We start from the raw sequence: 22,106 nt of genomic DNA, 5'->3' as shown, positions 1-22,106 counted from the left end.
CGCTACGCCTTCTTCGGATAGGGCGTCTCGCCCCGCTCCAGCATGGCGACGAAGCCGGCGACGCGCTTGGCGCGGGTCTCCGGCCTTTTCGCGTCGTGGATGCGGTAGAGGATCGCGTAGCGGTTCTGCCGGTCGAGGTTCTCGAACTGGCGTTTCGCGTCCGGCACAGCATCGAGGGCAGCGGTGAGGTCGGCGGGCACCTCGATGCGGCTCGACGGCGCATAGGCGGCGTCCCAGCGTCCGTCACCGCGGGCCGCCTCGATCTCGGCGAGACCTGCCCTCCCTACCCGGCCGGCAGCCATCAACGCCTCGGCCTTCTCGCGGTTGACCAGGGACCATTTCGAGCGCGCACGGCGTGGCGTGAAGCGGATCAGCCAGCAGCTCTCGTCGAAGGGAGCGGACTGGCCGTCGATCCAGCCATGACAGAGCGCGCCCTCGACGGCTTCCGGCTGGGTCAGGCCGGCGAGCCCGGAGCCCTTCTTGGCGAGCTTGAGCCAGATGCCCGTCATGGTGCGCGGCGCTTGCGCGAGCCAGATCTCCCACTCGGCGAGCGAGGCGAAGGCGAGGATCGGCAGCCCGGCCCGCTCCTCGGGCGTCGGCATGAAGCCCTATTCCGCGTCGCGCAGATAGGGCTCGACCGGGCCTTTCAGCTTCACGGTCATCGGGTTCCCGGCACGGTCGAGGGTCTTGCCGGCGGAGAGCCGCACCCAACCCTCGCTCACGCAGTATTCCTCGACATTGGTCTTCTCGACGCCCTTGAAGCGGATGCCGATCCCGCGCTCCAGCAAGGCCTCGTCGTAGTAGGGGCTGTTCGGATTGACCGAGAGGCGGTCGGGCAAGGTCACGGGAGGCGTGTCGGACATCGGAGGGCTCGAATTGATCGTCTCGGCCCGGCGTAGGAGATTCAGCCCCCGACCGCAACGCCGCGCGCCGCCCGAGCCGCCGCGACCAGCTCCGCGACCCGTCCACTGGAGAGAAGCGGCACCAGCCGATTCACGTCTTCGTGCGGGAGATCCCACCAGGCCGCGTCGAGCAGCGCGTCCACGGTCGCATCGTCGAAGCGTCTGCGCAGGACCCGCGCCGGATTGCCTGCGACGATCGCGTAGGGCGGCACGTCGCGGGTGACGACGGCGTTGGCCCCGATCACCGCGCCGTGCCCGATGGTGATCCCCGGCAGGATCAGGCAGCCGGTTCCCAGCCACACGTCGTGCCCGATGGTGATGCCGCCGCGCGAATGCTCGTAATCCTCGGGCGCTTCTGCATCCGGCCAGAGCCCCCGCATGGCGGCGAAGGGATAGGTGGTCACCCAATCATGTCTGTGATTGCCACCCATCAGAAGCTGGACGTTGCTGGCGATGGAACAGTATCGACCGATTGTCAGCGGGTGACCCGATTCCGGGTAGCGCACCCGGGGCCGGCCGTAGGAATACGCGCCGATCGAGTAATGCCAACGCCTCGCCAGCTTCTGCAGGTGAAGTCTCGTTTCGTTGTGCGGGTTGCGCCCTTGCCGCAGGCGGTGCACCACATCGGCAAGACGAGAACGACGCGGCTCAGGCACGCGTGGCGCGGCAAGACCGCAAGGCAGTGGGAAGGAAAGCCATGGCCGATACTATGTCCGAAGATCTGAAGGCCGGAGCGCTCGTCTATCACCGCCTGCCGCGACCAGGGAAGCTTGAGATCCAGGCGACGAAGCCGCTTGGCAACCAGCGCGATCTGGCGCTGGCGTATTCCCCCGGCGTCGCCGCCGCCTGCATGGCGATCCACGAGGATCCGCAGGAAGCCGCCACCCTCACCATCCGCCAGAACCTCGTCGCCGTGCTCTCGAACGGCACGGCCGTGCTCGGCCTCGGCGATATCGGCCCGCTGGCCTCGAAGCCGGTGATGGAGGGCAAGGCCGTCCTGTTCAAGAAATTCGCCGGTATCGACGTCTTTGACATCGAGGTCGGTGAGAAGGACGTCTCCAAGCTCGTCGACGTGGTCTGCGCCCTGGAGCCGACCTTCGGCGGCATCAACCTCGAGGACATCAAGTCGCCCGAGTGCTTCGAGGTCGAGGAGCAGTGCCGGGCGCGGATGAACATCCCGGTCTTCCATGACGACCAGCACGGCACGGCGATCATCGTCGCGGCGGCGGTGCTCAACGGCATGGAGCTCGCGGGCAAGAAGCTCGAGGACGTCCGCATCGTGACCTCGGGCGCGGGTGCCGCGGCCATCGCCTGCCTCAACCTGCTGGTCGCCCTCGGCGTGCGGGTCGAGAACATCACCGTCACCGACATCAAGGGCGTGGTCTACAAGGGCCGCACCGAGCTGATGGACCGCTGGAAGGACGTCTACGCCCAGGAGACCGCGGCGCGGACCCTCGCCGACGTCATCCCCGGCGCCGACGTGTTCATTGGCCTCTCCGCCGGTGGCGTGCTGAAGCCCGAATACCTGGAGAAGATGGCTGAGAAGCCGCTGATCATGGCGCTCGCCAACCCGTACCCTGAGATCATGCCGGACCTCGCCGAGGAGAAGCGTCCCGACGCGATGATCTGCACCGGGCGCTCGGACTTCCCGAACCAGGTCAACAACGTCCTCTGCTTCCCCTACATCTTCCGCGGCGCCCTCGATGTCGGCGCCACGGCGATCAACGAGGAGATGAAGAAGGCGGCGGTGAAGGCCATCGCGGCGCTCGCGCACGAGACCACCTCCGACGTCGTCGCCCGCGCCTATGGCGGCGAGGTGCGTCCCTTCGGACCGAAATCGCTGATCCCGAGCCCGTTCGATCCGCGCCTGATCCTGCGCATCGCCCCGGCGGTGGCCAAGGCGGCAATGGATTCCGGCGTGGCCGGCCGCCCGGTGGAGAACATCGAGGCCTATGCCGAGTCGCTCGACCGGTTCGTGCACCGCTCGGGCTTCATCATGAAGCCGCTCTTCTCGAAGGCGAAGGCCGATCCGAAGCGCGTGATCTATGCCGAGGGCGAGGACGAGCGCGTGCTGCGCGCCGCGCAGGCCATCGTCGAGGACGGCGTCGCGCGTCCGATCCTGGTGGGCCGCCCGCGGGTGATCGAAGTGCGCGTCAAGCGCTTCGGCCTGTCGCTGCGCCAGGGCGAGCATTTCGACCTGATCGATCCCGATGACGATCCGCGCTACCGCGATTACGTCGCCACCTATCTCGACGTGGCCGGCCGCAAGGGCATCACGCCCGATCTCGCCCGCACGCTGGTGCGCACGAACTCCACGGTGATCGGCGCGCTCGCCGTGCGCCGCGGCGAGGCCGACGCGCTGATCTGCGGCCTCGAAGGCCGCTTCGACACGCGGCTTCGCGTGATTCGCGACATCATCGGCCTGGCGCCGGGCGTGCGTGATCTAGCGGCGATGAGCCTGATCGTCACGAAGAAGGGCGCGTTCTTCCTCGCCGACACGCATGTCCGCAAGGATCCGAGCGCGGAGGAGATCGCCGACATGACGCTGGCCTTCCCGAACCTCGATGCGGCCAACATCGCCTTCCAGTTCGCGAAGGTGCTGGCCGATGCCCTGCCGGTCGGCCCCCTGCTGATCGGCCCGGCGAAGCCCGCCCACATCCTGACCCCCTCGGTGACCGCCCGCGGCATCGTCAACGTCACCGCGGCGGCCGTGGTCGAAGCCCAGTCGAGCCCGCAGCTCGCGGCAGCGTAACTGCCGAGGCTGGCAGTAGAACTGTGCTTATCGATTTGCTTGGGGGGCGGTCTGCGGGATTTTGCCATAGCGTCGACGGCGGTCGTCACCGCGGTTGCTGAGAGGGGGAGAGCGATCTCGGTCGATCTTTGAAACGGACTGTTGTTCGACCGGGTCGGACGCGGTTGCCGAGGGATCACGACATTTGCGAAGCTGCAGGCGCATCGCCCTCGCACCGGATGTGAACGCATGGACATCCGCCAGTTTCGCTACTTCATCGCGGTCGCGGAGCAGCTTCATTTCGCCAAGGCGGCCGACCTGCTGGGCATCACCCCACCGTCGCTGACGAAGCAGATCCAGGAGATCGAACGCGAGCTCGGCGTGCGCCTCTTCAACCGCACGAAGCGCTCCGTCGGCCTGACGGCGGCCGGCGCAATGCTGCTGGACGATGCCCGCCGCGCGGTCCACCAGGCGGAGCGCGCGGTGGAGACAGCGAGGCTCGCGGGCCGGGGCGAGCTGGGCCGGATCGAGATCGGTTACGTAGCCTCGACCGCCTATTCGGGCGTGCTGCAGCAGCAGATCACCGCCTTCAAGACGGCGCATCCGGGCGTGGACATGCGCTGCCGCGAAGTCGCGATGGACCTGCTTCCGGAGATGCTGGACACGCGGCGGCTCGACGTCGCCTTCCTGCGGCCGCCCATGGATTACCCGCCCGGCATCGTCTCCGCGACGCTCGTGCGCGACCCCTTCATCGTCGCCTGCCACGAGAACAGCGCGTTGAGCGCGAAGGCGGAGATCGCTCCCGCAGACCTGGCGAACGAGACCTTCGTCCTGCCCGAGCAGATCGCCGGCGTGCTGGAAGTGGGACGGCTCGGCCAGTTCGTGCCGAAGCTCGCCGAGCAGCCGGGCAATCTCACCTCCGTCGTGGTGCATGTCTCGCTGGGAGCGGGCGTATCGATCCTGCCGAGTTCCGTGTCGAAGGCGCTGCACATCGCGGGCGTCGTCTACCGGCCGCTGATGGACTCGCAGATCCTGTCAGAGATCGCGGTGGCGTTCCGGCGCAGCGAGGCCGGACCGGCGACACGCGCCTTCATCGCGCAGTTACGGGCGGCGAGCCTGCCGACGCCCCCACGGCATGAGGCAGGCGAGCAGCACCCGTGAGACGGCCTCGGGGAGGCGGGCGGCCAGCCTGACGGGTGGCCTCGCCGGCAGGGTCCGCAGCTTGGTCGCGGCCGCCGGTAGCAGCGCCCTGTCGAGCACCCTTGCGACGTGCTCGGCGTCGCGTTGGACGCCGTCGTGGATCTGGTGGCGGCAGCTGGTGCCGTCGGCGACGACGAGGTCGTCGGGGCCGGCCTTGCGGAGCGCCGGGAACAGCGAGAGCTCGGCCATGGCGAAGGACACGTCGATGGTCTCCGCCCGGTAGCCGAAGGCCCCGGCCATGCCGCAGCAGCTCGACTCGATCACCCGCACGTCGAGCCCAGGCACGGAGCGCAGGACGGTCTCGACGGCCCCCATCGCCCCGAAGGATTTCTGGTGGCAATGCNCCGGGCGTGCGTGATCTAGCGGCGATGAGCCTGATCGTCACGAAGAAGGGCGCGTTCTTCCTCGCCGACACGCATGTCCGCAAGGATCCGAGCGCGGAGGAGATCGCCGACATGACGCTGGCCTGTGCCGGCCATGTCGGCCGCTTCGGGCTGACGCCGAAGATCGCGCTGCTCAGCCATTCCGATTTCGGCCAGTCGGACAGCGATTCCTCGATGAAGATGCGCCGCGCCCTCGAACTGATCCAGGCCCGCGACGCTGGGCTTCAGGTCGATGGCGAGATGCAGGCGGATTCGGCGCTCTCCGAGCTGATCCGCGACAGGGTGCTGCCCGGCTCGAACCTCAAGGGCGCGGCCAACGTGCTGGTCTTCCCGAACCTCGATGCGGCCAACATCGCCTTCCAGTTCGCGAAGGTGCTGGCCGATGCCCTGCCGGTCGGCCCCCTGCTGATCGGTCCGGCCAAGCCGGCTCACATCCTGACGCCTTCGGTGACCGCCCGCGGCATCGTCAACGTCACCGCAGCGGCCGTGGTCGAAGCCCAGTCGAGCCCGCAACTCGCGGCGGCTGCAGAACCGGGCGCTGGGCTGGCTACGGCGTAAGCGGCTTCACATTACGAGGCGCTGGCCTCTCTCGGGGCGGCGGAGACCAGGTCTTCGCCGCTCTTCGTTTGTTTACCCCGGCGGTCGCGCCCGGAACCGCTCCGCGATGGCGATGCCGCCGAGCACCAGGATCAGCGCCAGGGCCTCGGTCGGCCCAAAAACCTCGCGGGCGACGAGCACGGCGAGCATCGCTCCGAAGACCGGCACCAGGTTCACGAACAGGCCGGCCCGGTTCGGACCGATCATCTCGACGCCGCGGATGAAGAGGAGCTGGCCCACCAGCGTTGGGCCCAGCGCGACATAGGCGACGATCAGCCAGCCGCGCGGGGTCGGCCATTGCAGGTGGCCGGCCGCCCATTCGGCCGCCAGCGGCAAAAAGGAGGTCAGCGCGGCCGCAGCCGACAAAGCGGTGAAGAAGGTCAGGCCGGCGACCTTCGGCCGGCGTGCGAGGGCGACGGCGTAGCCGGCATAGAGCACGCTGGCGACGACCATCAACGCGTCGCCGAACTTGAACGAGAGCGTCTTCAGCACCGCCCAGTCGCCATGGGTGGTGGCGACGACGGCCCCGAGCAGCGTGACCACGAGCCCGACCGCCTGCCCGCCGGTGACGCCGATCCGGTAGATGAAGAGGTTGATCAGCACCACGAGCGCCGGGATCAGCCCCTGAATCAGGGCAAGGTTGAGGGCGCTCGTCGTCTCGCCGGCGATGTAGAACAGGCTTGCGAAGGCCGTGAAGCCGGTCGCGCCCATCAGCAGCACATAGAGCCAGTGCGGCTTCAGCCTCGGCAGGTCCGCGACCGAGCTGCGTCCGGCGAAAGCGACCAGTGCGCCGAAAGCGATGACCCAGCGCAGGGTCGTCAGCACCTGAGGCGAGACTTCGCCCACCGCCCATTTGCCGGCGACGGCATTGCCGCCCCAGAGCAGGGCGGTGAAGGTCAGGATGAGATAGGCCACCACCTCGTTCCGGCGGGGCGTGGTAGCGGGAGGGCTAGGGTCGCTCACGAGTATCTCGGACCCATTCCTCTGCCGGGGCATGCAGGGTTCCGATCGAGACACGGAGACCCTGCTCGATCGCTTCGTCGTGAAACCGCAACTGCCCTCGACGTCTCCCGCCGTGATGCATCGCGGGTGGATTCCGGGTTCGCCTATGGCGCCCCGGAAATGACGACACAACCCGCCAATCCGGTGTCAGGCCTGGCCGCGCCACTCCCGGATGTCGACGAAGCGCCCGGCCACCGCCGCCGCCGCCGCCATGGCCGGCGAGACGAGGTGGGTGCGGCCCCGATGGCCCTGGCGGCCCTCGAAGTTGCGGTTCGAGGTCGAGGCGCAGCGCTCCAGCGGGCTGAGGCGATCCGCGTTCATGCCGAGGCACATCGAGCAGCCCGGTTCGCGCCAGTCGAAGCCCGCGGCCTTGAGGATGCGGTCGATCCCCTCGGCCTCAGCCTGGGCCTTCACGAGGCCCGAGCCCGGCACCACCATGGCCGAGACGCCGTCATGGACCTTCCGGCCCTCGACCATCTGGGCGACGATGCGCAGGTCCTCGATGCGCCCGTTGGTGCAGGAACCGATGAAGATGCGGTCGACCGTGATGTCGGTCATCCGCGTGCCCGGCGTCAGGCCCATATAGGCGAGCGCCTGCTCCTTGGACTGCCGCTTGTTCTCGTCGGCGATGGCGGCCGGGTCCGGCACCACGCCGAGGATCGAGACCACGTCCTCCGGGCTGGTGCCCCAGGAGACGATCGGCGGGAGGTTGGCCGCATCGAGCCGCACCTCTCGGTCGAAATGCGCGCCTTCGTCGGAGACGAGGCTCTCCCAATAGGCACGCGCCTTGGCCAGGGCCTCGCCTTTCGGCGCCTTCGGGCGGCCGTCGACATAGGCGAAGGTGGTGGCGTCCGGCGCGACGAGGCCTGCGCGAGCGCCGCCCTCGATCGACATGTTGCAGAGCGTCATCCGGCCTTCCATCGACAGGCCGCGGATGGCTTCGCCGGCATATTCGATGACGTGGCCGGTGCCGCCCGCCGTACCGATCTCGCCGATGATCGCGAGCGCGATGTCCTTGGCGCTGACGCCGGCCGGCAGGGTGCCGTCGACGGTCAAGCGCATGTTCTTCGCTTTGCGCTGGATCAGCGTCTGCGTGGCGAGCACGTGCTCGACCTCGGAGGTGCCGATGCCGTGGGCGAGCGAGCCGAAGGCACCATGCGTCGAGGTGTGGCTGTCTCCGCAGACGATGGTCTGGCCCGGCAGGGTAAAACCCTGCTCCGGCCCGATGATGTGAACGATGCCCTGGCGGCGATCGAGCGCGTCGTAGAACTCGACGCCGAAGTCGCGCACGTTCTCGGCCAGAGCCTCGAGCTGCGTGCGGCTCTCGGGATCCTCGATGCCCTTGGAGCGGTCCGAGGTCTGGACGTTGTGGTCGACCACCGCGAGCGTCTTCTCGGGAGCCCGCACCTTGCGACCGGCCACGCGGAGCCCCTCGAAGGCCTGCGGGCTCGTCACCTCGTGAACGAGGTGGCGGTCGATGTAGAGAAGCGTGTTTCCGTCCGGCAGAGTCTCGACGACGTGGTCGTCCCAGATCTTGTCGTACAGGGTGCGGGGAGCGGTCATGGCTCTGTCGAACACGTAAGGGTGGTCAGGGTCTGGAAGAGCCTGCCTCGTGGTGGCCGGTTGCGGCGCGCGAGTTGGGATCATTCCAGATCCCTCTAGTAGTGCTCCGAGCGGCATTTCGGAAGAGCCTGCCGGCGCACCCCTGGCGCAACCGGGGCAAGGCCGTCCCGCACGGGCGATTGCGCTTGCAAACGCGTTCCGGCGTATCTATCTACCTACTAGTAGGCAGGCAGCCTCGGCTAGAATGGAGTTCGCACGATGAACGATTGGAGCGCCTATCGCAGCGACCTGACCAAGACCCTCGGTCAGGTCGGCCGGATCAACCCTGATGTCCTGAAGGGCTACACTCAGATTTCGAATGCTGCGCCGGCCGAGCCGACGCTGGATGCCAAGACCCGTGAGCTCATCGCGCTCGCGGTCGCCGTCACCACACGGTGCGACGGATGTATCGCGGTGCATTCCGATGCGGCACGCAAGGCCGGCGCGACGAAGGAGGAGCTGACAGAGGCTCTGGGCGTGGCCATTGCCCTCAATGCCGGAGCGGCCCTGGTCTACACGGCTCGCGCCTTCGACGCCTTCACGGAGAACGCGGGCTGAGGGATCGCGTCGATGAGACCGCTGGACCGCCCTGCGGGCCAGCGGTAAGTCGGCAGCAAGATCCAGTGCGGGACTTGCGAACCGGTGCCCGAGACCTCGATTCCCGACATTCTCACCCTCCGTCCGATGCAGCCAGAGGTTGTGGAGGCTCTGGCCTCCCGGTTCAGGCTGCATCGCCTCGACCAGGTAGCCGACAAGGAAGCGCTCCTCAGCGAGGTCGGCCCGCATGTCCGCGGCCTCGCCGTCGGTGCCCAGACGCCGGTGGACGCCAAGATCTTCGACCGGCTGCCGCGGCTTGAGATCGTCTCGAATTTCGGCGTCGGCTACGACACGATCGACGCGAAGGAAGCCGGGCGACGCGGCATCATCGTCACCAATACGCCCGACGTCCTGACCGACGAGGTCGCCGACCTCGCTCTCGGCCTGCTCCTCTCAACCGTGCGCCAGATCCCGCAGGCCGATCGCTACCTTCGCGCCGGCAAATGGCCCACGAAGCCCTATCCGCTCACCTCGACACTGCGCGAGCGCAAGGTGGGCATCCTCGGCCTCGGGCGGATCGGGCATGCCATCGCTCGGCGTCTCCAGGGCTTCGACGTGGCGATCCATTATCATGGGCGCTCGCGCCAGAGCGACGTGGCCTACGCCTACCATGCGACCCTCTTGGATCTGGCCCGGGCTGTCGACGTGCTGATGGTGGTGGCTCCCGGTGGGGCCGGCACCGAAGGCATGGTGAATGCGGAGGTGCTTGCCGCGCTCGGGCCCGACGGCATCGTGATCAACGTGGCCCGCGGGACCGTCATCGACGAACCCGCGCTGATCGACGCATTGCGCTCCGGAACCATCCACAGCGCCGGTCTCGACGTCTTCGCCAAGGAACCGCAGGTTCCGCAGGAGCTGATCGACGTCGAGCGCGCCGTGCTTCTGCCGCATGTCGGATCGGCCTCAGTCCATACGCGCCGGGCGATGGGTCGGCTTGTCGTCGACAACCTCGTCTCCTGGTTCGACGGTAAGGGTCCGCTGACTCCTGTCGCCGAAACCCCCTGGAGCCGGCGGGCATGATCCGCGGCGCGCTGGCGGGCTGTGCGCTGCTGATCGCAGTGGATGCACCCGCGCGGGCGCAGGATGCGGCCCCAAGAATGGACGAGATGCCGGCGCCGCCAGGGGCGACCGCGCCGCCTCCCCCGGGGCCGGTCATGAAGACCCTGCCCGAGACCCTCGGCGATGCCGTCGGCACCTGGGACATGTCGCTCGACGGGGGCAACCGGCGCTGTGAGCTGTCGCTGTCTGGCGACAGTGGTCCGAACGGCCGCGTGCTGCGCTTTCCTGCCGGCTGCCGGCGCGCTCTCCCCGTTCTCGCCGAGGCCGCCGGCTGGCTTTTTGCGGAGAAGGGCATCCGGATCGTCGATCGCAATGTGCGGCCGCTGGTCTCGTTCGTGCCGCGCCCCGATCAGCAGAGCCTCGCCGGCAAGGATGAGAAGGGCGGCAGCTACAGCCTCGTCCCGCTGCAGACGATGGCGACGCTGCCGCCGCCGCCCCCCCCGATCGCAGAGGAGTCTCCACCGTCCTCCTCCGGGCTTCCCGATGTCGCCCCGACCCAGGGCATTCCCGGCTCTCAGCCGGTCCTGCAATCGGGCGTGCTGACGAGGCCGCAGGCGGCGGCGCCTGTCGAGACCCCTGCGCCCCTCCGGCCGGTCCCGACGGGCAGCCCGTCGGTCGGGACCTACGCCCTCGACCGGTTCAACGAGAAGGATGTCTGCCGCATCGCCCTGGAGTCGCGGACGATCGCAGCCAAGGCAGAGCGGGAGCCGCTCAAGGACCTCTCGCCCGCCCGGCTCCTTCCAGGCTGCCGCGACAGCGGGATCGCCACCTTCGATCCGACCTCCTGGCGCTACGCCGCCGGTCACCTCACCCTGAAGGCGAGGCGCGGCCATGCGATCAACCTGGTCCGCACCGCCGATGGGGCCTGGCGGCGTGATCCCGATACCGGGACCACGCTGATCCTCCGTAAGGTCGAGAATTGAGGGCGAGCCGCGCCCCCTCACCGCTTCGGTGAAGGCGCTTCGGATCGAGTTCCCAACTCACCGATCGCGTAGAAGAAGGTACAGGGCGTGGAACGAGCCCGGGAGATAAAACAGCAGACAGAGCAGCACGTTCAGCAGGAACTGCAGACCGAATCCATTCGTCATCAGGACGGAGATCGGTGGCAGAAAGAACGCGATCAGGATCTGTATGAGGGTCGACACGAGAACTCCGTCGATTTGGACGTCCTCAGAACGCAAGCGTGAGCATTCGAGTTCCGGCGGCGATGATTTGTAAAGGTCTGGCGATCAAAACTCGACGAGGTTCGCCGGTACCCGCAATGCGATGATGATCTCCCTGGCCAAGGATGTCGAATACGCCGTGGCCAACGGCGATCCGGCGGCGCGGCGGGTGATGCTCCTCAGGATGACCGACCTCTTCGTCGACACGGCGGAGCGGCTCGGCGACAGCCAGGTCTCCGCCTTCGAGACCGTGATCCTCAAGCTGGCCCAGAGCGTCGAGACCGCGGCAAGGGCGTCCCTGTCCGAGTCCGTCGCCGGCATCACCAATGCGCCGCGCTCGGTGGTGCGTGACCTCGCCTTCGATTCGGACGTCTCGGTTGCCGGTCCGATCCTGTCGCGATCCGTGCAGGTCGCGGAGGGCGATCTCATCCGGATCGCCGAGGAGCACAGCCAGGACCATCTCCAGGCGATCTCGCGGCGACGCTCGCTCTCGGAACGGGTCACCAACGTGCTGGTGGCACGCGGCGGTGGCGAAGTGCTGCGAACGGTTGCGGGCAACGAGGGTGCGCGCTTCTCGCCCCAGAGCTTCGACACGCTCGCGAGCCAAAGCGCGGCCGATCCCGATCTGAAGAACATCCTGCTCCTTCGCCGCGACATCCCGGCGATTCACATCGATCACCTCGTGGAGACCGCCAAGGCACGCGTCTCGCGCAAGCTCGGCGAAGAGTTCGGAGGCGAGGCCGTCACGCGCGCGGTATCGCATGCCGCCAGGGCCGTCGCCGGCGAGTCGATCTCGCTGCAGGAGGCAGCCATCGCCGTCGATGGTTGGCTCGCCGGCAAGGGCGCGCGTCAGCCGGAGGAGACGGATCTCGTCGCGTGGATCTCCGAGGGCCGGGTGATGGAGGCGATCGTCGGCCTTGCCCGGGCGGCGGGGATGCCGGCGGAGATGGTGTTGAGCGCCTATCAGGGCGCGCATTCCGACCCGCTACTCTTCCTGATCCGTTCGCTGCGGTTCGGCTGGGGAACGTTCAAGGCTTTCTTGGTCTCGAAGACAGACAAGGAGCCGCCGCCGGAAGAGATGCGTGGCCATTTCGAGGCCTTCCAGGCGCTTTCGGTCGCGACCGCGCAGCGCGTGGTGCGCTTCACGGCCGCCCGGGATCAGTTGCAGAAAACCGGCTGAGCCGGCCCGAACTCAAGCCGCTTTCTTCTTCAACGCGTCATAGAAGCGGCCGCCACTCTCGGCCATGGCGACGAGGTTGTCCGGCGGCGCAAAGCGGGGGCCGTGCTTGGCCTCCAGCGTACGGGCCAGCTCAACGAAGCGTTTAGCCCCCATGAAGTCGATGTAGGACAATGCGCCTCCCGTGAAGGGAGCGAAGCCGAAGCCGAGGATCGAGCCGACATCGGCCTCGCGCGGATCGGTGATCACGCCCTCCTGGACCGTGCGCGCAGCTTCGAGCGCCTGCACGACGAGGAAGCGCTGCTTCAGCTCGGCGACGTCGATCTCGTCGGCGGGAAGCGGCTCGGCCTGCATCTCGCGGAGCGCTGGCCAGAGGCGCTTCTGGCCGCTTTCCGGGTAGTCGTAGAAGCCCTTGCGGTTCTTGCGGCCGAGCCGGCCCTGCTTCTCGACGAGCTCGGTAAGCAGGGCCTTCTGGATCGGGTCGACGGCGTCGGGACCGAGCTGCGCCTCGGTGGCCTTGAGGATCTTGAGGCCGAGATCGATCCCGACCTCGTCGTTGAGCGAGAGCGGACCGACCGGCATGCCGGCCATCTTGCCGGCATTCTCGATCATGGCCGGCGGCACGCCCTCGGCGAGCATGCGGTGGCCCTCTTCGAGATAGGCGATGACGCAGCGATTGGCGAAGAAGCCGCGCGAGTCGTTGACGAGGATCGGGGTCTTCTTGATGGCGCGGACATAGTCGAGCGCGGTGGCGATGGCCTTGTCGCCGGTCTGCTCGCCCTTGATGATCTCGACGAGCAGCATCTTCTCGACCGGGGAGAAGAAATGGATGCCGACGAAATCGGTCGGCCGCGACGAGGCCTTGGCGAGGCCGGAGATCGGAAGCGTCGACGTGTTGGAGGCGAAGATCGCGCCCTCTCCGATCACCGCCTCGACTTTGGCGATGACCTCAGCCTTCACCTGCGGATCCTCGAACACGGCTTCGATGACGAGGTCGCAGCCGGCGAGATCGGCATAATCGCCGCTGGCATGGATGCGTCCGAGCAGGGCATCACGGTCGGCGGACTTGGCGCGGCCCTTGTTGACGCGGTCGGTGATGAGTTTCTGGGCGTGGGCCTTGCCCTTCTCGGCGGCCTCCAGGCTCTGGTCGACGAGGACGACCTCCATGCCGGCCTCGGCCGTGACATAGGCGACGCCCGCACCCATGAAGCCGGCGCCGACGACACCGACCTTCTTGATCGCGGTCGGAGGCACGTCCTTGGGGCGGCGAGCACCCTTGTTGATCTCGCCCATTGAGATGAACAGGGTGCGGATCATCGCCTGCGCTTCCTTGGTGCGCAGGATGTTGGTGAAGTACCGGCTCTCGACCTTGAGGGCGAGATCCATCGGCAGCTGCAGGCCCTCGTAGACCGAGTGCAGGATCGCCTTGGCGGCGGGGTAGTTGTCGTGAGTCTCGCGGCGGTAGATCGCGTTGGCCGGCGGCCAGATCATCATGCCGGCCGGTGAATAGACCTTGCCCGACGGGGCCTTGTATTTCGGCACGTCCCAAGGCGCGACGGCCGAGCCGCCGTCCCGGATCCAGGCCTTGGCCTTCTCGACGATCTCGGCGCGTGGCGCGACGGCGTGGACGAGGCCCATGCCCTTGGCCATGGGCGCGCGGATCTGCTCGCCTTTGAACAGCATCTGCAGGGCGTCGCCCGTCTGCATCAGGCGCGGCACGCGCTGGGTGCCGCCGCCGCCTGGGAAGAGGCCGACCTTGATCTCGGGCAGGCCGACCCGGGTCTTGTCGTCGTCGGACAGGATCCTGTGATGACAGGACAAAGCCAGCTCGAACGCCCCGCCGAGACAGAGCCCGTGGATCGCCGCAGCAAACGGCTTGCCGCAGGTCTCGAGCTTTCGGAAGACGAGGTTCAGGCGACGCGCGCCCTCGAAGAAGTGGCGCATCGCCTCTTCCTCGCCGGCGGTGGCCTTCAGCCGCTCGTACTCGGCGCCGAGGCCCTGGAGCATCGTCAGGTCGGCACCGCCCGAGAACTGCTCCTTCCCGCTCGTGATGACGCAGCCCTTGAGGCCGGCATCCGCCGCCACCGTCTCCACGATCCGCTCCAACTCGTCCATCACCTCCATGGTGATGACGTTCATCGAGCGGCCGGGCATGTCCCAGGTTGCCAGCGCGATGCCGTCTGCGTCGGTCTCGAGGCGGAAATTCGTGTAGGCGCTCATCGCGGATCCTCGGAAAAGGCGGCGTCCCTCGTTCGGCACGGGTCGTCGCCGGCGCACGGGCGCGCCAGCGACGACCGAGGCCTCATTTGGACGGCATCTGCATCTGCTTCTCGTAGTTCGGCACGTTGGGCTTCTGATCGCCGGCTGCAGCCAGCGTGAGCATGTTCAGGAGCCTCGTGACCGCGGCCTGCGAGATCACGTTGATCTCCGACTTCGGGTCGGCGTTTATGGCCTGATACTTCTGGTAGATCGGATCTTCGTAGATGCCCTGCAGGTGCTTCAGATCGGCAAGGCTGAACTTCTCGGCGTATTCCTTGGAGATGCCGTCGAGCAGGTTCTGACGCTGCGTGTCGAACTCGGCGCGAGCCTCCTTGCGGACCTTCTCGGCCTTGTCCTCTGGCATCTGCGCGACGGTCTTCTCCAGGGCGCCGGAGAATCCCATGTCGAGGGTCTTCAGGGTCGTCTTGTCGACGAGCGCCTTCGCGACGGCGACCTTGTCGGCCATTTCGTCGGCATGCGCTGCCAGCGGCACAGTGAGCGCGAGCGCGAGGCCGGCGGTTGCGAACAGTCTCATCATCTTGGTGTTTCTCCCGTTTCGACGGCCGCACCGCTGGACAGGCGCCGGCGGGCCGCCTTTACCAGCCTTTGCCGGCCGGCGGCCACCTCCCCGAGCAAGCCTCGCCGTCACACCCGCTCGATGATCGTGGCCGTGCCCATTCCGGCCCCGATGCAAAGGGTGACGAGCGCCCGTTCCTTGCCGGTCCGCTCCAGTTCGTCGAGCACGGTGCCCAGGATCATCGCGCCGGTGGCGCCGAGCGGGTGGCCCATGGCGATGGCGCCGCCATTGACGTTCACGCGGGACGGGTCGAGGTTGAAAGCCTGCTGGAAGCGCAGGACCACTGAGGCGAAGGCCTCGTTGATCTCGAAGAGATCGATGTCGTCGAGGCTCATCCCGGCTCGCGCCAGCACCTTCTTGGTGACGTCCACCGGGCCGGTAAGCATCAGGGCCGGGTCCGAGCCGATATTGGCGAAGGCGCGGATACGAGCGCGCGGACGGAGACCGGCCGCGCTGCCGGCTTCCTTGGAGCCGATCAGCACGGCGGCGGCGCCGTCGACGATGCCCGACGAGTTGCCTGCATGGTGGACGTGATCCACCGCTTCCACTTCCGGATGCGCATCGAGGGCCACGGCGTCGAAGCCGCCCATCTGGCCCATCTGCACGAAGGAGGGCTTGAGCTGGCCGAGCGACTGCATGTCGGTCGTCGGCCGCATATGCTCGTCTTTCGCCAGGAGCGTGATGCCGTTGATGTCTTTCACCGGCACGATCGAGCCGTCGAACTTGCCAGCGTCCCAGGACTTGCCCGAGCGCTGCTGCGACTGCACGGCGTAGGCGTCGCAATCGTCGCGCGTGAAGCCATACTTGGTGGCGATCAGATCGGCCGAGACGCCCTGCGGCATGAAGTAGGATTTGACCGCGATGGCCGGGTCGACCGGCCAGGCCCCCCCCGAGGCGCCGAGACCGACGCGGCTCATCGACTCGACGCCGCCGCCCACCGTCATATCGTGCTGGCCGGCCATGACCTGCGCCGCCGCGAAGTTGATCGCGTCGAGGCCCGAGGCGCAGAACCGATTGATCTGCACGCCAGGAACGTGCGTGCCGTAATCGGCGACGAGGGCCGCCGCGCGGGCGATGTCCCCGCCTGCCTCACCGACCGGGTCGACGCAGCCGAGCACCACGTCGTCGACCCGCCGGGTGTCGAGGTTGTTGCGGTCCTTGATCGCCCGCAGCGCCGTCTCGGCGAGGCGAAGCGCCGTGACCTCGTGCAGCGCGCCGTCCGGCTTGCCGCGCCCGCGCGGGGTGCGCACGTGATCGTAGATATAGGCCTCGGGCATATCCGCTTCCTCAGTTCTCACCGTTCTCGCGGGCCGTCCCTCTCCCCTCTGCGGGAGAGGGTGGCCTTCGCGCGAGCGAAGGTCGGGAGAGGGGAGCGCCGTATCCGGAGAGGGCAGTGCCGGCCCCTCTCCCGCCTCGCATCCGCGAGGCACCCTCCCCGGAAACAGGGGAGGGTTTCGCTTGCGACTGCTTAGAACGCCTCGGCCGCCAAGGCCATCGTCGCGTCGGAGCCGGTCTTGATTCGGGCCAGACGCAGGGCCGTCTCCGGCAGCATCCGCTCGGCGAAGAAGCGGCCCGTGACGAGCTTCGCCTCCATCCGCTCGGCGTCCTTGCCCTCCGCCTTGGCCGCGAGCGCCGCCTTGGCGATGCGGCCCCACATATAGCCCAGGGCGACGAGGCCGAGCAGGTGCATGTAGTCGGTGGCGCCGGCGCCGGCATTGTCGGGCTTGGCCATTGCGTTCTGCATCAGCCACATCGTCGCGCCTTGTAGGTCGTTGAGCGCAGCCTGGAGCGGGCCGGTGAAGGCCTTGAGCTGCTCGTCCTCACCGTGGTCCTTCACGAAGGTCTGGACCTCGCCGAGGAAGCCCATCATCGCGCGGCCGCCATCCTTGGGCAGCTTGCGGCCGATCAGGTCCATGGCCTGAACGCCGTTGGCGCCCTCGTAGATCATGGCGATGCGGGCATCGCGCACGAACTGCGACATGCCCCATTCTTCGATGTAGCCGTGGCCGCCGAACATCTGCTGCGCCTCGACCGCGTTGGCGAAGCCCTTGTCGGTGAGCACGCCCTTCACCACCGGGGTGAGCAGCCCGAGCAGGTCGTCGGCGGCCTGGCGCTCCTTGGCGTCCTGCGAGCGGTGGGCGATGTCGGATTGGAGCGCCGTCCAGAGCGCCAGCGCGCGGGCGGCCTCGTTGAAGGCGCGGATCCCCATCAGCGTGCGGCGCACGTCCGGATGCACGATGATCGGATCGGCGGACTTGCCCGGCTCCTTGGCTCCAGTCAGCGCCCTGCCCTGCAGGCGGTCCTTCGCGTAGGCGACGGCGTTCTGGTAGGCGACCTCGGACTGGCCGAGGCCCTGCACGCCGACGGCGAGGCGGGCCTCGTTCATCATCACGAACATCGCCGCGAGACCCTTGTTCTCGGCGCCGACGAGCCAGCCCTTGGCACCATCGTAGTTCATCACGCAGGTGGAATTTCCGTGGATGCCCATCTTGTGCTCGATCGAGCCGCAGGAGACGGCATTGCGCTCACCCACCGAGCCGTCCTCGTTCACCAGGAACTTCGGCACCACGAAGAGCGAGATGCCCTTGGTGCCGGCCGGCGCGCCCTCGATGCGAGCGATGACGAGGTGAATGATGTTTTCAGAAAGATCGTGCTCGCCGGCGGAGATGAAGATCTTGGTGCCGGAAAGGCTGTAGGAGCCGTCGCCGTTCGGCACGGCCTTGGTCTTGAGGAGTCCGAGATCCGTGCCGCAATGCGGCTCGGTGAGGTTCATCGTGCCGGTCCAGGTCCCCTCGACCATCTTCGGGATGTAGGCCTGCTTCTGCTCCTCGTTGCCGTGCACGAGCAGCGCTGCAATCGCGCCCTGGGTCAGGCCCGGATACATGGCGAGCGCGAGGTTCGCGCCGGAGGCGAATTCGGAAATTGCCGTGTTCAGGACGTGCGGCAGACCCTGGCCGCCATATTCCTCGGGCACCGAGAGGCCGTTCCAGCCGCCCTCGACATGGGCCTGGTATGCCTTCTTGAAGCCCTTCGGCGTCGTCACGCTGCCGTCGTCGTTGCGGGTGCAGCCTTCCCGATCGCCGGCGAGGTTGGCCGGAGCGAACACGTTGCCCGCAAGCTTCCCACCTTCGTTGAGCAAGGCCTCGATCACGTCGTCCGATGCATCGGAGAAGCCCGGAAGGTTGTCATAGCGGCGGATGCCGAGGACGTCGTTCAGGAGGAACGTGACGTCCTCGACCGGTGCCCGGTAGCTCGGCATTTCCTGTCTCCCCGTGCGCGGATCGGCGGCGCGCTTCGATAGTTCACATGTAAACTATCTCATTCGGTTCGAAAAGACCTTCCCGGCCCGGCACGTCGAGAAATCCGAATTCGGCCGATCGAGTGGCGTCGGCCCGGCCGGAATTAACCGGAGGTTTACCAAGATTGTTAAAGGTCTGCCGGACCGTTCAGGTTTTTGCCCGTTCCGCGCGTTGCGCCAGCGGGTAACGGCCGACCGAACGACGCTTCCGACCCCGGGTCCGACGATGAGACGTACCGCGACGCTCAGCCTCGAAGGTTTCGATCCCGACGTGATCGAGGCGGCGCGCGAGGTCGCGCAGCGCGCCGGCGTCCCGCTCGAGACATGGATCGCCTCGGTCGTCGCGCCCGAGAAGACCGAGACCAAACCGGCACCCCGCCAGCGAGCCCGCGCCGCCACCCGCACTCCCTCTGCCGCCGAGTCGAAGAGCGTCCAGGCCGCTCCTGCCGAGCCGCAGGCCTCTCAACCCGCTCCCGAACCGACGCCTGCCGCGGCTGTGCCCGCGCCGGCCCCGATCGCAGCCGCGCCCAAGCCGAAGCCCGTGAAAGCGCCGGCAGCGACCCGCGCCGTCGCGCCCGCGCCCGCTTCGGCCGAGCCGGCTGCCGCCTCGATCGGCGAGATGATGCGCCGCCTCGACGCCCTCGACCGCACGCTCAAGGAAGACCGCAGCGCCGTGAACGCGGAGGCTCCGGCCACAGCCAATGTCGACCATGTCGCCGAGCGCCTCGCCGAGATCGAGCGTCGCATGGGCGAGATGACCGCCCAGTTCGGCGGCCAGCGTCCCCTCGGACGTCGCGGCCGTCCCATCGCCGCCGAGATGCGTGAAGCCGTGGACGAGGTCCGCCGCCGCCAACGCGAGCTCGACGCGGATGGCGCGAGCGCGCAGCCCGTCGCCGAGTCCACCGTCCCCTCCCCGGCCATCACCGACTTGCAGGCCGAGACCGCGCGTCTGCGTGAATCGCTCGGCCATCTCGCCACCGGCAGCGACGTCGGCGCCCTCGAAAAGGCGATGCGCTCGCTCGCGGAGGACGTGCACCGCTCGCGCGATCCGGCCGAGTTCGCCGCGCCGATCGAGGCGATGCGCCGTCAGGCTGAGACGCTCGCGGAAGAATTCGCCGACAACGTCCAAGCCCGTCTGGCGGGCGAAGTCGAGCGCTTGGCGCGCCGCGCCGACGGTGCGGCCTCGAGCCATGCCGACCAGAGCGCGCTCGACGGCGTCCATCGCGAGCTCGACGAAATCCGCCAGATGATCGCGGGCCTCGCCGGCCCCGAGCGCATTCAGAGCCTCGCGCAAGGCCTGCAGGCCATGAGCGGACAGATCGCTGACCTGCAGAGCCGCGTCGACGTCAAACCGGTGCGCGACCTCATCGGGCGCCTGGAGACCATCGGCGAAACCCTGCACCGACCGGCGGCCGCGCCTGCGGAGCTCGCGTCGATGCATGCGCTCCTGCGCGGCATCGCCGAGAAGGTCGATCGCATCGGTTCCGGCGGCAGCAACCTCGATGCCCTCGAGAGCCACGTCGTCAGCCTCGCCGAGCGCCTCGACACCCGCGCCGTCGATCCGGCGGTGGCCGGCCTTGAACGGACGATGGATGAGTTGCTGACCCAGATCTCCGCCCTGCGCGACGATACCGACGTCGAGGCTGCCGTCGAGCGCGCGACGCGCCGGGCATTCTCCGAGGCCGCCGGCCAAGGCGCCCTCGATCCGGCTCCGGCCAAGTTCGATGCGGTCCGCGCCGATCTCGACGACCTGCGCGCTCGCCAGATCTCTGCCGACCAGCGCATGCAGGCGACGATGGACGGCCTGAACTCGGTGCTGACGCGGCTCGTCGACCGGCTCGGCATGTCCGAGGCCGGCCCGGTGATCCGTCCGCCGGCCCAGGACGAGACCCATTCGCTCGGAGAACAGCTTCGCGCCTCGACCACGCTCGGTGCACCGAAGATCGAGACGATCCCGGTCTCCGCCCCGCGCAGCCGTGCGGCGCGCCGTGCAGAGCCGGCCCTGGAGCCGGCGAGCCTCGGCGATGAGCTCCTCGAACCCGGTGCCGGCCGGCCGAGCCCCGCTCGCAGCGCGGCGTCCGAGGCTTCGTCCGCGCCGGCCAGCGACATCAAGACCAGCTTCATTGCCGCCGCGCGCCGTGCCGCACAGGCCGCGCAGGCCGATATCGCCGCAGAGGCGCCAGCCGCCCCCGAGCGTCGCGAGACCGCCACCGCGCGCACTAGCCCCGCCGCTTCTCCGGCGACAGGCGTCGTCGGCCGCCTGCTCGGCAGTCTCGACAAGCGCCGCCGTCCGCTGATCCTCGGCCTTGCCGCCATCGTCCTCGTCCTCGGCGCGCTCCAGGCCTACCAGATGGGCAGCCCTGCCGGTCAGGCGGAACCGGCGAAGCCGGTGGCCGCCGCCAAGCCGGCTGCCATCGAGCCGCCGGCCGCCGAAGCCGCCGTCGACACGGCTGCACCCGCAGCTGCCACGGCGTCTTCCGCCGGACCTCAGACGACACAGTCCATCGCCGATTCAGGCCCGGCCGCCACGAAGCCCGTCGAAGCAGCCCGTGCGGAGGAGAGCGCTGCCCCGGTCGCCACGCAGCCCGCGATCCCGAAGGTCATCACGATGGCCTCGCTCGGCCGCGAATTGTCCTCGGTCCCGGCTGGCCTTGCGACCCTGAAGCAATCCGCCCTCGACGGTGACGGCGCTGCCATCTACGAACTCGCCGCCCGCGAGGCCGATGGCCGCGGCATGCCGCGCGATCTCGCCGTCGCCGCCAAGCTCTACGAGAAGCTCGCCGATGCCGGTTACGCTCCGGCACAGTTCAAGCTCGGCAGCTTCTTCGAGAAGGGTTCCGGCGTGATCCGCGACCTCGGACAGGCCAAGACCTGGTACGGCCGCGCCGCCGACCGCGGCAACATCCGCGCGATGCACAACCTCGCCGTGCTGCACGCCGAGAACCCGAGCGCGAGCGGCAAGCCGGACTTCGCCACCGCCTCCACCTGGTTCCGCCGCGCTGCCGAGTACGGCGTGCGCGACAGCCAGTACAACCTCGCGGTTCTCTATGCCCGCGGCCTCGGCGTCGGCCAGGACCTCATCCAGTCCTACGCCTGGTTCTCTGCAGCCGCCGCACAGGGCGACGAGGAGGCTGGGAAGAAGCGGGACGACGTGGCGGCCAAGCTCTCGCCGAAGGACCTCGCCGCGGCCAAGGCCGTCGCCTCGGCCCACAAGCCCAAGGTGGCCGACCCTTCCGCGAATGACATGCCGCCTGCCAAGGCTGCGGCGCCCGCGGCGATGTCGCTTCTCGGAGCGCCCCCGCCTGGTTCGCCGACTGGCAACTTCGCCCGCTCTGCGTCGCGCACTGGCGTCTGATCGAGCGCCGCTCGCGAGAGCGGCGTCTCTGCGCCCGGATTCCCTCGCGAAATAGTGCGCAGTCTCGGCCGCGTGTGCCAACGCGTCCCGGTTGCCGGTTTCGCCCGTTTCTGCGCGTGTAAATCTGACAGCCGGCGCACGGGCCGCTCCTCCGCGGCCACATGCTGGTGCTCGGGAGCAGGCGGGCGATGAACGGGCAGGACC

The 22,106-nt window shown here is 68.3% G+C and carries 17 protein-coding genes and 2 pseudogenes; 8 read left to right on the top strand and 11 right to left on the bottom strand.

Going from position 1 to position 22,106, the window contains the following annotated elements; translation table 11 throughout:
- Positions 1 to 2: 2 nt before the first annotated feature.
- The 3 genes from HCU64_RS18425 to HCU64_RS18415 are packed head-to-tail and all read right to left on the bottom strand — an operon-like array spanning position 3 to position 1,522.
- Positions 3 to 602 carry a YdeI/OmpD-associated family protein gene (locus tag HCU64_RS18425; RefSeq protein WP_233385636.1) on the bottom strand — a complete coding sequence of 200 codons (600 nt, stop codon included), beginning with the start codon at positions 600 to 602 and terminating at the stop codon, positions 3 to 5.
- A 6-nt stretch (positions 603 to 608) separates the two neighbouring features.
- Positions 609 to 863, bottom strand: a complete 255-nt coding sequence (locus HCU64_RS18420; protein ID WP_233385635.1) for a DUF3297 family protein — start codon at positions 861 to 863, stop codon at positions 609 to 611.
- A 41-nt stretch (positions 864 to 904) separates the two neighbouring features.
- Positions 905 to 1,522 carry a CatB-related O-acetyltransferase gene (locus HCU64_RS18415; protein ID WP_233385716.1) on the bottom strand — a complete coding sequence of 206 codons (618 nt, stop codon included), beginning with the start codon at positions 1,520 to 1,522 and terminating at the stop codon, positions 905 to 907.
- Positions 1,523 to 1,599: 77 nt separating this feature from the next.
- Here HCU64_RS18415 and HCU64_RS18410 point away from each other — a divergent pair, with 77 nt between their 5' ends.
- The gene (locus HCU64_RS18410) at positions 1,600 to 3,654 is read left to right on the top strand and encodes an NADP-dependent malic enzyme (protein WP_233385634.1); all 2,055 of its coding nucleotides are present in this window, start codon (positions 1,600 to 1,602) and stop codon (positions 3,652 to 3,654) included.
- Positions 3,655 to 3,882: 228 nt separating this feature from the next.
- A complete protein-coding gene (locus HCU64_RS18405; protein WP_233385633.1) occupies positions 3,883 to 4,794 on the top strand; it encodes a LysR family transcriptional regulator in 912 nt (303 codons plus the stop codon).
- Between the two features lie 75 nt (positions 4,795 to 4,869).
- On the opposite strand, the pseudogene HCU64_RS18400 reads toward HCU64_RS18405, so the two are convergent.
- Positions 4,870 to 5,175 (bottom strand): annotated as a pseudogene (locus tag HCU64_RS18400) (FAD-binding oxidoreductase); the annotation flags it as partial.
- Positions 5,176 to 5,189: 14 nt separating this feature from the next.
- Here HCU64_RS18400 and HCU64_RS18395 point away from each other — a divergent pair.
- A pseudogene (locus HCU64_RS18395) lies at positions 5,190 to 5,774 on the top strand (phosphate acyltransferase); the annotation flags it as partial.
- A gap of 72 nt (positions 5,775 to 5,846) precedes the next feature.
- Here HCU64_RS18395 and HCU64_RS18390 read toward each other — a convergent pair.
- Both HCU64_RS18390 and leuC read right to left on the bottom strand, forming a co-directional pair.
- Positions 5,847 to 6,809, bottom strand: coding sequence for a DMT family transporter (locus HCU64_RS18390; protein WP_442785982.1), 963 nt, complete (start codon positions 6,807 to 6,809; stop codon positions 5,847 to 5,849).
- Positions 6,810 to 6,962: 153 nt separating this feature from the next.
- Complete coding sequence (gene leuC, locus HCU64_RS18385) at positions 6,963 to 8,378, bottom strand: 3-isopropylmalate dehydratase large subunit (protein ID WP_233385629.1); 1,416 nt, start codon at positions 8,376 to 8,378, stop codon at positions 6,963 to 6,965.
- Between the two features lie 258 nt (positions 8,379 to 8,636).
- Here leuC and HCU64_RS18380 point away from each other — a divergent pair, with 258 nt between their 5' ends.
- From HCU64_RS18380 to HCU64_RS18370, 3 genes are all read left to right on the top strand, one after another.
- Complete coding sequence (locus tag HCU64_RS18380; protein WP_233385628.1) at positions 8,637 to 8,975, top strand: carboxymuconolactone decarboxylase family protein; 339 nt, start codon at positions 8,637 to 8,639, stop codon at positions 8,973 to 8,975.
- 126 nt (positions 8,976 to 9,101) lie between these two features.
- Entirely contained in the window at positions 9,102 to 10,034 is a 933-nt protein-coding gene (locus tag HCU64_RS18375) for a 2-hydroxyacid dehydrogenase (RefSeq protein ID WP_233385715.1), read from the top strand.
- Positions 10,031 to 10,996, top strand: coding sequence for an AprI/Inh family metalloprotease inhibitor (locus tag HCU64_RS18370; protein ID WP_233385625.1), 966 nt, complete (start codon positions 10,031 to 10,033; stop codon positions 10,994 to 10,996). The genes HCU64_RS18375 and HCU64_RS18370 overlap by 4 nt, the downstream gene beginning before the upstream one ends.
- Before the next feature lie 57 nt (positions 10,997 to 11,053).
- Here HCU64_RS18370 and HCU64_RS18365 read toward each other — a convergent pair whose 3' ends face one another.
- The gene (locus tag HCU64_RS18365) at positions 11,054 to 11,218 is read right to left on the bottom strand and encodes a YqaE/Pmp3 family membrane protein (RefSeq protein WP_233385624.1); all 165 of its coding nucleotides are present in this window, start codon (positions 11,216 to 11,218) and stop codon (positions 11,054 to 11,056) included.
- Positions 11,219 to 11,339: 121 nt separating this feature from the next.
- Between HCU64_RS18365 and HCU64_RS18360 the strand changes: the two genes are divergently transcribed.
- Positions 11,340 to 12,416 carry a DUF2336 domain-containing protein gene (locus HCU64_RS18360; protein ID WP_233385623.1) on the top strand — a complete coding sequence of 359 codons (1,077 nt, stop codon included), beginning with the start codon at positions 11,340 to 11,342 and terminating at the stop codon, positions 12,414 to 12,416.
- Between the two features lie 12 nt (positions 12,417 to 12,428).
- On the opposite strand, the gene HCU64_RS18355 is transcribed toward HCU64_RS18360, so the two are convergent.
- From HCU64_RS18355 to HCU64_RS18340, 4 genes are all read right to left on the bottom strand, one after another.
- Complete coding sequence (locus HCU64_RS18355) at positions 12,429 to 14,633, bottom strand: 3-hydroxyacyl-CoA dehydrogenase NAD-binding domain-containing protein (RefSeq protein WP_233385622.1); 2,205 nt, start codon at positions 14,631 to 14,633, stop codon at positions 12,429 to 12,431.
- Positions 14,634 to 14,715: 82 nt separating this feature from the next.
- A complete protein-coding gene (locus tag HCU64_RS18350) occupies positions 14,716 to 15,210 on the bottom strand; it encodes a hypothetical protein (protein WP_233385621.1) in 495 nt (164 codons plus the stop codon).
- Between the two features lie 107 nt (positions 15,211 to 15,317).
- Positions 15,318 to 16,526: an acetyl-CoA C-acetyltransferase gene (locus tag HCU64_RS18345; RefSeq protein WP_233385620.1), complete on the bottom strand. Its 1,209-nt coding sequence runs from the start codon at positions 16,524 to 16,526 to the stop codon at positions 15,318 to 15,320.
- Between the two features lie 191 nt (positions 16,527 to 16,717).
- A complete protein-coding gene (locus HCU64_RS18340) occupies positions 16,718 to 18,508 on the bottom strand; it encodes an acyl-CoA dehydrogenase C-terminal domain-containing protein (protein ID WP_233385618.1) in 1,791 nt (596 codons plus the stop codon).
- Positions 18,509 to 18,773: 265 nt separating this feature from the next.
- On the opposite strand from HCU64_RS18340, the gene HCU64_RS18335 reads away from it, so the two are divergent.
- A complete protein-coding gene (locus tag HCU64_RS18335) occupies positions 18,774 to 21,902 on the top strand; it encodes a tetratricopeptide repeat protein (RefSeq protein WP_233385617.1) in 3,129 nt (1,042 codons plus the stop codon).
- Positions 21,903 to 22,106 lie beyond the last annotated feature (204 nt).

This window comes from Methylobacterium sp. C25, assembly GCF_021352225.1.
GTDB lineage: Bacteria > Pseudomonadota > Alphaproteobacteria > Rhizobiales > Beijerinckiaceae > Methylobacterium.
This window is presented reverse-complemented; position numbering and strand designations above follow the sequence as displayed.